At 63.9% G+C, this 11,922-nt stretch carries 9 protein-coding genes; 5 read left to right on the top strand and 4 right to left on the bottom strand.

Annotation, left to right across the window (positions count from 1 at the left end; all coding sequences use genetic code 11):
* Nucleotides 1-19 precede the first annotated feature (19 nt).
* From GC162_13855 to GC162_13845, 3 genes are all read right to left on the bottom strand, one after another.
* On the bottom strand, nucleotides 20-469 hold the full coding sequence (locus GC162_13855; GenBank protein ID MBI1369726.1) for a hypothetical protein: 450 nt from the start codon (nucleotides 467-469) through the stop codon (nucleotides 20-22).
* 128 nt (nucleotides 470-597) lie between these two features.
* Nucleotides 598-1,389 carry a prolyl oligopeptidase family serine peptidase gene (locus GC162_13850; GenBank protein ID MBI1369725.1) on the bottom strand — a complete coding sequence of 264 codons (792 nt, stop codon included), beginning with the start codon at nucleotides 1,387-1,389 and terminating at the stop codon, nucleotides 598-600.
* A 175-nt stretch (nucleotides 1,390-1,564) separates the two neighbouring features.
* Nucleotides 1,565-4,120 (bottom strand): twin-arginine translocation pathway signal protein, encoded by a 2,556-nt coding sequence (locus GC162_13845; GenBank protein MBI1369724.1) that lies wholly within the window; start codon nucleotides 4,118-4,120, stop codon nucleotides 1,565-1,567.
* 351 nt (nucleotides 4,121-4,471) lie between these two features.
* Between GC162_13845 and GC162_13840 the strand changes: the two genes are divergently transcribed.
* Nucleotides 4,472-5,971, top strand: coding sequence for a hypothetical protein (locus tag GC162_13840; protein ID MBI1369723.1), 1,500 nt, complete (start codon nucleotides 4,472-4,474; stop codon nucleotides 5,969-5,971).
* 113 nt (nucleotides 5,972-6,084) lie between these two features.
* Complete coding sequence (locus tag GC162_13835) at nucleotides 6,085-7,320, top strand: argininosuccinate synthase (protein ID MBI1369722.1); 1,236 nt, start codon at nucleotides 6,085-6,087, stop codon at nucleotides 7,318-7,320.
* Nucleotides 7,321-7,405: 85 nt separating this feature from the next.
* On the opposite strand, the gene GC162_13830 is transcribed toward GC162_13835, so the two are convergent.
* Nucleotides 7,406-8,779 (bottom strand): hypothetical protein, encoded by a 1,374-nt coding sequence (locus GC162_13830; protein ID MBI1369721.1) that lies wholly within the window; start codon nucleotides 8,777-8,779, stop codon nucleotides 7,406-7,408.
* A 297-nt stretch (nucleotides 8,780-9,076) separates the two neighbouring features.
* Here GC162_13830 and GC162_13825 point away from each other — a divergent pair, with 297 nt between their 5' ends.
* The 3 genes from GC162_13825 (at nucleotide 9,077) to GC162_13815 (ending at nucleotide 11,919) form a co-directional block, all read left to right on the top strand.
* On the top strand, nucleotides 9,077-9,733 hold the full coding sequence (locus GC162_13825; GenBank protein MBI1369720.1) for a hypothetical protein: 657 nt from the start codon (nucleotides 9,077-9,079) through the stop codon (nucleotides 9,731-9,733).
* Between the two features lie 83 nt (nucleotides 9,734-9,816).
* Nucleotides 9,817-11,529: a M3 family oligoendopeptidase gene (locus tag GC162_13820; protein ID MBI1369719.1), complete on the top strand. Its 1,713-nt coding sequence runs from the start codon at nucleotides 9,817-9,819 to the stop codon at nucleotides 11,527-11,529.
* A 51-nt stretch (nucleotides 11,530-11,580) separates the two neighbouring features.
* Nucleotides 11,581-11,919, top strand: coding sequence for a hypothetical protein (locus tag GC162_13815; GenBank protein MBI1369718.1), 339 nt, complete (start codon nucleotides 11,581-11,583; stop codon nucleotides 11,917-11,919).
* The last annotated feature ends 3 nt before the right edge of the window (nucleotides 11,920-11,922 follow it).

Raw genomic sequence — 11,922 nt, 5'->3', positions numbered from 1 at the left:
CCCCCGCCTCCATGGTCACTTAACCTTTTTTGCCGGGCGCGGGATTGAACTTCTTGCCGGCGGCGGTCATGGCCTTCTCGAAATTCGCGCGGGCCTTTTTCCAGCCGCCTTCGTCCAGCGGCACGCCGCAGTGGCCCTTGCCCTTGCAGTCGTTCTCGCCGGGCTTGGCGCCGCAGCCGCCCTGACCCTTGCAGGCGTTCTCGCCGCTGCACGAGTGCTTCTCGGCCGTGGCGCAGCCGCCGGCCCCGGCGCATTCGTTCTGACCCTTGCACCCGTTGTTCGCCGTCGCGCACGTGCCCTTGCCCTTGCATGTGTTGAGCCCGCGACAGACATGCGGCTCCGACAACAGCAGCGACTCTTCGGCCGCCATCGCGCTCGAACCGATCATCGCCGAACCGGCGACCATCCCGCCCAGCGCCGCCATCGAAAGCTTGCCGAAGTCACGACGTGAAACATTCCGGCTGTCCATGCGATCATTCCTTTCAATAAGTGTTCGCATTCATCCGCGTGATCCGCCCAGCGGTCCGCGCCATGTTACGCAGCCCGTGTGAACCTTCTGTCAATACGCTTGCCCTATCGCGCGGTTCGTCTCCGCGGCTATTTGCCGCGTTTCTGCTCGAAGAGCCATGGCACCACGCCGTCCGCCCGCGTGTACGCCTCGGTCCAACTGTTGTGCCCCACGCCCGGCAGCTCCGTGTATTTGGGCTCGCCCCCCGCCTTTTTGATCGCTTCGATCATGTTTCGGCTCCGCTGCACCGGCACCGCATTGTCCGCATCGCCGTGCCATGCCCACAACGGCAGCCCCACATACTTGCCCGCCTGATTCTCATCACCGCCTCCGCAGATCGGCGCCGCCGCGGCGAACCAGTCGGCGTGTCGGGCCGCCAGATCCCATGTCCCGTACCCGCCCATCGACAACCCCGTCAGGTACACCCGATCCGAATCGACCGCTTCCTCCTTCATCGTCCGGTGCAGCATCTCGATGACCGCCTTCATCTCGTCGGCCGGTTCGTCGGGCATGGCGTTCTTCTTGGCGCTCCAATCGACGTTGACCCACTTGTGATTCGTCGGACACTGCGGCGCGAGCAGATAGCACGGATACTTTTCGCGCATCTCGGCCGTGCTCATCCACGTCGGCAGAAACTTGAGCTGCGCCAGATTGTCCGCACCGCGCTCGCCCGCGCCGTGCAGGAACACAATCAAGGGATACTTCCTGCCCGGCTCGATCTTCGCCGGTTTCATCAGACGGTATGCGAAGGCGTGATCCTTGTATTCGCCTCCCGTGTACTTGAGTTCCTTCGCTTCGTAGGCGTCCACGCCGGTCTTCTCCTGTGCCAAAGTCAGCGGCGCGACGGCCAGCACGATCAGTGTGATGAGGAGTTTTTGCATGATGACATCTTACACGCGATTCCCCGGCGTGACGCGAGTGAATTTGGCGATTAAAGCGGTTTTGACACGGAGACACGGAGAAGACAAAGGAGAGGGTCAAAGGCAATTGCATCTTGTCTTTAACTCGCTCTATTGCCTTTCTCCGTGTCTCCGTGTCTCCGTGTCAATAAACCGCTCAAAGCGCAACCGTCATCCGCTCATCGTTTTTCGCCTTCGCGTCGAGGTTCTTCTCGACGGCGCGATCGGATTCGGGGTCGTACACGCGCACCGTGTATGAACCTTCCGCGAAGACGTGCGGCTGGAACGACGGCTTGGGCAGGCGGATCGAATACACCAGCTCGCCCTTTTCATCGCGCACGTCCACGGCCGGGCTGTCGCAGCCCGTGATGGTCAGCGACGGCAGATACGCCACGGGCTTCTTGGCGTAATTGTCCATCACCTCAAATACGACCGGCCAGCCGGGGATCTGATTGTCCGGCTTCGGATCAACGCCCATGAGCCACGATTCGTAGCTGATCTTTCGATTGGCCTTGTCGAAGCGCGCAATGCCCAGAGCCGCCCGCCAGTCCTCCTGCATGTGCGTCATCGAATCGCGGCGCCACTGCACCTTCGGATTGTCGACGGCCAGCACGGTCATCGGGTGACCGAAACAATCGCGGAAGTCGCCGGTGTTTTCGGGTGCATCGGGCTTGCGGTTCTCGCCGGGTTTGGTCGGCTCGAACCAGCGGGGGTAGAGATTGTTCACCGCCGGTCCGATGAAAGTGATCGGCCCGTCGCGGTGCTCGTCGACGCCGTACTGCACCACGGCGTTGAGATGCTGGTCGCCGCAGAGGTGACAGGCGAAGGCCTTGCGGATGACGCGGAGCGCTTCATTGCGCGGGGTCTGCGGCCAGCCGTTGGAGTCGTAGTCGGCGACGAGCCGCTCGCGATTGCCGCCGTGCGTGGTGGCCATGCCCGTAAACGCCGTCTGCGAGATGACGCATTTGATGTCGGCGCCGCGCCATTGACTGACCCATTGTTCGAGGAACTTGATCTGCCGATCGCCGAGCATGTGCGCCCCCGGCAGGTCGGCGGTTTTCGGATCCCAGTTGGGATCGACCACATGATCGGCGCGCGAGCCGGTCTTGGGCACGAACCCGTCGGGCCCGGTCTTGAACATGCGGTCAGCGATGATGGCGAAGCTGATGCGGCCCCAGGTCATCGGGCAGTAGTAGACGCTGATGCCCTGCTTGATCGGCTGCGGGTCATACGGATCGGGCAGATGCGCGGTCTGCGAGCGATGCACGACGTTGACCCACGCCGCGTCCATTTCATACCCGCCGGATTCCTGCGTTCCCGTGCATGCCCGGCCGTCGTCGCCCCAGATGTTGCCCTGATACACATCGTGATCGTCGGGCATCGCCACGCTCGGCCGATCACGCGTCAGCTCGCGCCAAGTCCATCCGTGCAGGTACCACTTGCGAAGCTCATCGAGCATCGCCATATCGACGGGCTTGCGCACGACGCCGTACCCGCCGGACGGTTCGTAGAACTGGTCGCCGACGAAGAGCACCAGGTCCGGGTCGAGCATCGCGGTGCGCCGGACGTACGGCGCATTGGGAAACAGGTAATGCGCGTTACAGGAGATGTCGGCGACGGTGATGACGGGTTTGTCGACGGGATCGCGACGGATGACGCCGGCCCATGTGTGCTCGGCGGAGCCGGATTTTTCCTTCAGGTCATAACGGACGCGGTAGTCGTGGTCCTTCGTGTCGTCCCATTTTTCGACGCGGAAGACCGCCAGATACGCCGCGGTGTCGATGTCCGCCTTGGCGATCGTCTTCCACGCGCCGCCCTCATTCACCTGAAGCTCGGCGGACAGATTGTCGTCCTTGCCGAGCGGGGGCAACTGGACGGAGAGCTTGAGGATTTTGTTGGAGAGCGTGTACTGCGAAAAGAGGATCGGGCCGAAGTGCCGCTCGTCGTGGGCATCGAGCTTGTCGCCGTCGACTTTCCAGTCGGCGAAGGTGAACCGGCCGAGCCCCGCCACGTTGGGAGCTTCCTTGCGCTGATTGCCCATCGCGCCGAAATTGTTGACGAGCGTCAGATTGCCGGGCAGTCGGGCGGCGGGGAGTTTGGCGGTGACTTTGCCCAGCTCGGAGCCGTCGGCGGCGTTGCGCGCGGTGAGCGTCAGCGCGTACTTGTCATTGCCCTCGGGCGCGGCGGCGAGCGTCAGATCGACGGCGGGGACGTCGAGCTTGATCAAGCCGGGCCTGGCCTCGTGCATCGGGCCGATGAAGAGGCGGCCATCGGCGGAGAAACCGGCATCGATGCCCTGATGCGTCAGCAGATTGTCGCGATAGTCGTCCTGATCACCCTTGACGCCGATGCGGAAACCGGCGGATCCCTTGCCTTGTCCGACCGGCTGGTTGGCGTCGGGGCGGGCAATGCGGACGGAGGCGGTCAGTGAACCGGGGCGATCCGTAACGATGCGGGTGAGCAGATGCACATTGGCGTTGGGCCGGGCGTTGATGCACTCGGCGGCGCCGTTGGCGACGCGCCAGTCCTGTAATGGATTGGCCCAGAATTCGCGGCCGAGCCAGACGCGGTCGAGCGAAGCGGCCCACGGACTGACGAAGGCGTGGGTCGAGTCGGCGGCGGCCCGGCTTGTCGCGCCGGCGGAGGCGAGCAGCGTGACGGCGGCGGCGGCAGTGGTGGAATCGGCGATGAAACGGCGACGCGAGATGGACATGAATGGGATGCTCCGTGTTGGCCGGCGAGTTCGGCGATATTACCGGATATGGGTCGGAACGTGAACTGACGCGGCGGTATTGCCGGCGCGCGTGCGGGGGTGGGGTCATGCGGGTTGTTGCCGGGGCGGGACAGATGAAGGCACGAGATGTCCGTTTCCGGCCAGCCAAAGTGGCGCAATTTCGATGATTCTCGATGCCGATCTGCGATGGCGCGGCGGCAATGAGGTTGGTACACGCTTTGCATTGTGAACAGGCGTGGAAGAACACGTTGTTCGGCGCTGCGCTTCCGGGTCGCGGCGGCGGTGTGTTGAGGTCGTCAATTCGGACTGATTACCTGGAGGTTTTATCGCATGGTGAGTTTCCAATTCGCCCGGGGGAACGGGAAGCGCTATCGCATGGCGGCGGTCATGGCGATGGCGGCTTCGGTCACGCTTGGAGCGGCGCAACTGCACGCGGACACGGTGCTGTTGTCGGAGCCGTTCACAGGCACGGCCGGCACGCAGCCGACCGGCTTCGCCGCCTTCACCGTCGCCGGCATCAACAGCCAGCTCGACGGGGCGGGCGAATATGAGCAGAAGCGCACCGACTCGAACGCCGGCAGCTTTTCCGCGCTGGGCTGGTACAGTCAGCCGGACATCACGGACGTCGGCGCCTGGCGCGATACGACGACGGATGTGATCCTGCGCTACTCGGGCGGGGCGGCGAACAAGAACGGCGTGCTGGTGCGGGCGTCGAACGTCGCCGGGACCAACAGCGGCGACTATTACCATGTGCGCCTCGAAGGCGACACGATGGTCCTCTACCGCGTCAACAACGGCACGTTCACGAACATCGCCTCCGCCAGCGCCGGCGGATCGTTGGGCGCTATCCAAGACCGGCTCATGCGCGTAGAGGTCGCCAACGTCGCCAATCCCGATCACGATTTCGTGCACCTGCAGGTGACGCTCTACAACGGCGCGAACGATGCGACGAGCGTCGTCCGCACCATCGACTTCACCGACACCTCCACCAGCGCCATCACGCGCGGCGGAAGCGTCGGCGTCCGAACCAACTTCGCCAACGGCTCATCCGGCAACCGCGCGACCTATGACGACCTGAAAGTCACCGGCAACAATGACAAGCTGCTCTGGTACGACGACTATTACGACAATACCGCCCGACGCACCGACACGTTCGTCGACGGCACCGTCACGGCCAACGTCACCGCCACCAAGGTCAACTTCTCCGGGCTGGGCGACGCCGAACGCGCCCTGCGGCTGATCGACTTCGACGCGGAGACGAGCAGCGCCAAGTGGGCCAATGTGCAGGCCACGACGCTCATGCGCCTCAACACCAACGGGACGAACAACGGCCAGCTCGCCGCCGGGCTCGTCGTGCGCGAAACCGGCACCACCGGCGCCAACAACGGCTCGGGCAACTACTACCACTACCGCCTCGTGCATGACGAAGCGAACAACGTCTACCTGGCCCAGCTCTACCGGGTCAACAGCGGCGTCTTCTCGCTGCTTCAGAGCGTGACGCTCAGCGCGTCCGATGTCCCCGAGAGCGTCGACACGTTCCTGTCGCTTCAGGCGATCAACGAAGGCGGCAACGTGCACCTCGTCGGCATGGCGTCGTTCATGCAGGACTTCGCCGGCAGCTTCGGCGTCATCGACATCGTCGATTCCAGCGCCAATCGCATCCTCGGCCCCGGCTCCGCCGGCTTCCGCGTGTTCTCCTCCGGCGCGCTGACGAACGGCACCGTCAATTTCGACAACTTCACCATCATCAGCGTGCCGGTCCCGCTGGCGCTGCCCGCCGGGCTGGCGATGATGGGCTTGACGATCATGCGCCGACGCCCAAGCGCCTGACGCCCCGGACATCGGAGATTTGAGAGAAGAGCGCCCGGCTAGACCGGGCGTTTTTCATGCGCGCCGGGAGCGGATACAATCACCGCTTTCCCCACTGAAAGGTTTGATCAGCGATGGCTCAAGGCAATGACCCCAAGAAGATCGTGCTCGCCTACTCCGGCGGGCTGGACACGAGCGTGATTCTCCCCTGGCTCAAGAAGCGCTACCCCGGCGTGAAGCTCGTCGCCTTCGCCGCCGAACTCGGACAGGGCAGCGAACTGAAGGGCATCGAGAAAAAGGCCTACGCCAGCGGGGCGGACGAAGTCGTCGTCAAGGACCTGCGGCGTGAATTCGCGGAAGAGTATTGCTACGCCATGCTCCGCGCGCACGCCGTGTATGAAAACGATTACCTGCTGGGCACGTCCATCGCCCGCCCGCTCATCGCCAAGCATCAGGTCCTCGTCGCGCACAAGACCGGCGCCGACGCGGTCGGCCACGGCGCGACCGGCAAGGGCAATGATCAGGTGCGCTTCGAGCTGACGGCGATGGCGCTGGACCCGAAGCTCAAGATCATCAGCCCCTGGAAAGACCCGCAGTTCATCGCCGACGGACTGACCGACCGCGAGACCGCCATCGACTACGCCAAACAGCACAACATTCCGATCGCGCAGACCAAGAAAAAGATCTACTCGCAGGACCGCAATCTCTGGCATATCTCCCACGAAGGCGCGGAGATCGAGCACCCGGACAGCGAACCGAACTGGGGTCACTGCCTGACGATGAGCGTCCCCCCGGAAAAAGCCCCGGCCAAGGGCGCGGTCGTCGAGATCGAGTTCAAGGCGGGCAATCCCGTCGCCGTCGATGGCAGGAAACTGCGCGGCGAAGCGCTGATCGCGGCGCTGAACGAGATCGGCGGCAAGCACGGCGTGGGCATCACGGTACTCGTCGAGAATCGCCTCGTCGGCATGAAGAGCCGGGGCGTGTACGAAACGCCCGGCGGGACGATCCTGTATGAAGCCCACAAGGCGATGCAGCATCTTTGCCTCGAACGCGACACGTATCACCTCGCCCAGCAGCTTTCGCTCCGGTACGCCGAGCTGGTGTACAACGGGCAATGGTTCCACCCGATGCGCCAGTCGCTTCAGGCCTTCTTCGATCACGTCAACGAAAACCTGACCGGCAAGGTGAAGGTCAAGCTCTACAAGGGCCGGGCGCTGGCCATCGCCAGCTCGTCGCCCAAGAGCTTGTACGACACGAAGCTCGCCAGTTTCGCGATGGGCGGCTACGACATCACCGCCGCCCGCGGGTTCATCGACCTCTTCGGCCTGCCCGCCAAGGTGTACGGCGCGCGGCATCCGTGGAAGGACTGACCCGTCGCTCGCACTGATGAACATGCTCGAAAAAGCCCCGGCGAATACCGGGGCTTTTTTCATGACAAGCGATCGGCCGCACCGCTCACCGCCGGCGGCGGAGCAGGGCCAGCAGACCCACGCCCCAAATGCTCAGCGTGGCCGGCTCGGGCACGTAGCCCACGCGGATTTCGCCAAAGCCCCATCCATCGTTGGCGTTCGATCCGTAGACGCGCACTTCGTCGAACAGGTAAGGCGTTTCCACGCCGAAGAAATCCGTGCTGATGTTGGGCATGCTGAAGGAGAAATCGCCCAGCAGCACGCCTTCGCGGTAGAAGGCGTAAGTGAAGGTCTGCACGGCCTGGTCGATGTAGGTCGCGCCGAACTGGTTGTGCAGGTCGGCGAACTTGATCGTGTAGGTCGGTCCGCCGTCCATGAGAAACGCCGAGGCGTTTTCATTGAACGCATTGGAGGCGTCGGGGAGGATGGCGAATCGTCCGGCGGTGCCGTCGCCGAAGGCGTTGGAGCCCTGCACGTAGAACAGGCCGTTGTCATTGGGCGTGTTCTGTCCCTGTGCATCGGACTGATTGGTGGCGCAGACCGCGGCGATCGAGGTGATGCCGTTGCTGGTAAAAAGCGTATTGGTCGAGGGATTGTCCGCCCCGGCGTCGAGATTGCCCAGCGCTGACGATTCAAAATCCAGAAGGATCTGATCCTTGAACTGCGAAGCGTTGATGAACCCGATCGGGCTGTAGTCGATGGTGAGCATCGGGCGCAGGGACGAGGTGCCGTCGTCGCTGACGATGCGCAGCAGCGACTCGGGGTTGCCGGCGATGTTGGTGCCGTTGTCTTCGGTCTGAAGCGAGGTGACGATCATGGTGAACACTTCGCCGGGCGTGGCGATGGCGTTGCGCAGTTCGGTCAGGAAGTTGCCGGTCGTGTCGGTGAGCGTCACGGTCTGCGGCGTGTCGCCGTTCTTGATCGTCGCGGAGGACGAGGAGAAGGGCGCGCCCAGCCCCGTGCTCGCCCCGGGCGCGAACGCCGGCGACCAGTTGTTGCCCGTCGAATACACATCCCAGTCGACCTGCGATTCGATCGCCTGCTGCGGCGATTGCCAAAGCTCGAGCCCGATCACGCCCTGCGACGTCGCCTCGACGCCCGAGACGCTGGTGACATGAAAGCTCAATTGGACGCTGTTGATGACCGCGCCTTGCAGCGGCCCGGTGCGGAGCGCGCTGATGTCGAACCCGAAGATCGCCCGCAGCGACAACAGGTCGCTCGAGTCGCCGTACCCGACGAACAGCTCCGACCGGTTGTACTGCACGGTTCCGCCGTAGGTGTCGCTGGGCGTGCGCGTGCCTTCGGACAGGTACGAGCCCAGTTCGCCCGAGTCGAGCGTCAAGGTCGTCACGGCCGCATCAAGCGGCGCGGCAACCAGCGCGAGGACGAACATGGGCGTAAAAAGTCGAAGCTTCAACATGGCGTTCTCCTGTTCGGATTGTCTCAATACCTCGCGGTGCCCACGACGGGCGGACAGAAATGCATGTTCCGCGCACGCCGGAGCATGGCGGCAGTCGTCTTAAAATCGGATGTCACAGGCGCCTCAGCGCAATTTCTCGTGCCGCAGTTTAACACGATCAACGCCCGCGCCACAACCCAAAATTCAGGATTTGGACCCGTTTTTTCACGTGTCATCCGCGATCGGCCCCGTCCGTCCGGGTTCCGGTCCGATCAATCTCCGCGGCGATTTCACCGATACAATGTCTGCGGAGAAAGCATGACCAAACGGGGCCCGTCATTACGACACTGGGGCGTGCGGCACAATCTCGCCGAGGTGGCGGAGGCGCTGGCGATTGTTCTGCGCGATCTGGAAACCGGCGCGCACGATCATGAGGACGCCGCGGCGCAGCTTCGCCACGACTTCGCCCATCTGGTGGCGCATCTGAATCACGCATGGACCGCCATCTGGATTTCCAACACCGCCTACGAAACCGTCGGCGATCGGCATCTGCACCTGGTCAACCTCACCGTGCCCAACTACTGCGGGCGGCTGTCGCTCGTCGAGGCGGAGCGGCCGGCGGTGTGGAAACGGTGGGGCATCGTCGTGCCGGCGATCGAGTTGATCAATCCCAAGGCCGCGGGCGCGCCGCTGCGAGCCGCACTGGGCGAAGTGGAGCGCATCATCGACACGATCGACGCCGGCGAAGACGACCCGCCCCGGCGCGAAGCGCTCCGCCACGATTTCGCCCGCGTGCTCGGACATCTGTGCTGTGCATGGCATACCAAGTGGATGAGCGATGAGCAGATCGCCCGGCTCGACGAACCGACGCTCGACGCCATGCGCCATACCCTCCCCGACTTCGCCGCCCCGACGAGCTACCAGATCGTCGGCCTTGACGACCCGATGCCCTGGGAGGCGAAGGTCGCGCATTGATCTTTCAAGGCGGGGGGACTTCAGTCCCCCCGCGTCCAACCTGATTCGTGGACTCCCCCGCGCCTTTCGCATACAACTTCCGCATGACCACCACTCCCACCGCGCCGTCGTTTTCCGACATCGATGTCTCCAACTGGGCCTCGCTCGAGCCGCATTTCCGCGAGCTGATCGACCGGCCGATCGACTCGGCGGGCGCGCTGCATCAGTGGGTGATGGATCTGACCGCCCTGTGCGAGATCGTCTGGGAATACGGGTCGCGGCGGAACATCGAAAACGCCTGCCACACCGACGACGAAGCCGTCGAGCAGGCGTACATGCACTACGTCCGCGAGATTCAGCCCCGCCTTCAGCCGGTCATCTTCGAGATTCAGAAAAAGTACCTCGCCAACGAGCATCACGCCGAGCTGACCGCCGGCGGGTACGACATGATGCTGCGCGAATGGCGCACCGATGTCGAGCAGTTCCGCGAGAAGAACATCCCGCTCGACACGCAGATCACCGAGCTGGCGACGCAGTACGGCAAGATCATGGGCGCCATGACCGTCGAATTCCGCGGCGAAACCTGCACGCTTCCGCAGCTCGCGCGCTTCCTTGAAGAAACGGACCGCCCGACGCGACGCGAAGCATGGGAAGCGAGCGTGAACCGGCGCATGCTCGATGGCGAAACGGTGGAAGACATTTTCGAGAAGCTGCTGAAGCTCCGCCACGAGATGGCGATCAACGCCGACAGCGCCGACTTCCGCGACTACATGTGGCTCGCCAGGAAGCGCTTCGACTACACACCGGCCGACTGTCTGTCGTTCGGCGACGCGGTCGAAGCGGTCTGCATGCCGCGCATCCGGGCGCTGGACAAGCAGCGGCGCGAAGCGCTGAAGCTTGAGGCGCTGAGGCCATGGGACACGAGCGTGGACGTGCGCGGCCGGTCGCCCCTGCGGCCGTTCGACCCGAAGGACATCGCCGGATTCGTCGAGAAAACCCGCAAGCTTTTCGACCGCATCAGCCCCGAGCTCGGTCGGCAGTTCGATTCGCTGCGCGAGCACGGCGACCTGGACCTGGAGAGCCGGCTGGGCAAGCGCCCGGGCGGATTTCAGGCGTCGCTGGAAGCGAGCAAGCGTCCGTTCATTTTCATGAACGCGGCGGGCGTGCAGCATGATGTCGAGACGCTCGTGCACGAAGGCGGGCACGCCTTCCACTACCTCGCCTCGCGCTCGATTCCCAACGTCTTCGTGCGTCACGCCCCGCTGGAGTTCTGCGAAGTGGCGAGCATGTCGATGGAGACGATCGCTTCCGATCACTACGACCTGTTCTACGCCGACGAAGCCACCGCCGCCCGCGCCAAACGCCGGCAGCTCGAAGGGCTCGTCCGCATGTTCCCCTGGATCGCGACGATCGACGGGTTCCAGCACTGGCTCTACACGCACCCCGGTCATTCGCGCGACGAGCGCACCGCCGCCTGGCTCGATCTGCAGCGCCGATTCGCCAGCGACGTCATCGACTGGACCGGCTACGAGCAGGTGCAGCGCACGCTCTGGCACCGGCAGGTGCATCTGTTCTCGTACCCGTTCTACTACATCGAATACGGCATCGCGCAGCTCGGCGCGCTGGGCGTCTGGCTCAACTACAAGCGCGATCCGAAGACGGCGCTCGCCAAACTGCTCGACGCGTTCGCGCTCGGCGGCACCGTCCCGCTGCCGACGCTCTTCGAAACCGCCGGCGTCAAATTCCAGTTCACCCGCGCCACGCTCGAGCCCCTCATCGCCGCCGTCGAAACCGAACTGGCCGCGCTGCCCGTCTGATAATCATCACTGCTCAAGTCCTCCCGCATCGTTTCCGATCATAGTTATACGATGCTCTCGCGACGTGAACTCAACAAACGCAAGACCCTCTCGCTTGCCGACCGACGCCGCTTCGGCCGCATTCGGCAGGCGCAGCTCAAGTGCAACCTCGGCACCGTGCTGGACCTGTCGGCCGGCGGACTGCGCATGATCAGCGATCGCCCGCTCGACGGCACGGTCGATGTCCAGCTTGCCAACCCCGCCGGTCTGGCCGTCACGGTCAAAGGCGTCGTCGCATGGCGCGAACGCATGGGCTTTCGCAAACATCTGGTCGGCATCGAATTCACCGACACCACGCCCGACATCAACTCGCAGTTGTCGCGCATCGCCATGACCGCCGCGCATTACTGAACG

The organism is Planctomycetota bacterium (assembly GCA_016125255.1).
Classification (GTDB): Bacteria; Planctomycetota; Phycisphaerae; order Phycisphaerales; family Zrk34; genus RI-421.
The sequence above is the reverse complement of the archived record's forward strand: the minus strand, read 5'-3'. Positions and strand labels throughout refer to the sequence as shown.

Bases quoted from the DNA above. Each gene is read 5' to 3' on its own strand.
- GC162_13825 (MBI1369720.1), top strand. From the start codon at position 9,077: ATGACCAAACGGGGCCCGTCATTACGACACTGGGGCGTGCGGCACAAT.
- GC162_13840 (MBI1369723.1), top strand. From the start codon at position 4,472: ATGGTGAGTTTCCAATTCGCCCGGGGGAACGGGAAGCGCTATCGCATG.
- GC162_13815 (MBI1369718.1), top strand. From the start codon at position 11,581: ATGCTCTCGCGACGTGAACTCAACAAACGCAAGACCCTCTCGCTTGCC.
- GC162_13845 (MBI1369724.1), bottom strand. From the start codon at position 4,120: ATGTCCATCTCGCGTCGCCGTTTCATCGCCGATTCCACCACTGCCGCC.
- GC162_13855 (MBI1369726.1), bottom strand. From the start codon at position 469: ATGGACAGCCGGAATGTTTCACGTCGTGACTTCGGCAAGCTTTCGATG.
- GC162_13830 (MBI1369721.1), bottom strand. From the start codon at position 8,779: ATGTTGAAGCTTCGACTTTTTACGCCCATGTTCGTCCTCGCGCTGGTT.
- GC162_13850 (MBI1369725.1), bottom strand. From the start codon at position 1,389: ATGCAAAAACTCCTCATCACACTGATCGTGCTGGCCGTCGCGCCGCTG.
- GC162_13835 (MBI1369722.1), top strand. From the start codon at position 6,085: ATGGCTCAAGGCAATGACCCCAAGAAGATCGTGCTCGCCTACTCCGGC.
- GC162_13820 (MBI1369719.1), top strand. From the start codon at position 9,817: ATGACCACCACTCCCACCGCGCCGTCGTTTTCCGACATCGATGTCTCC.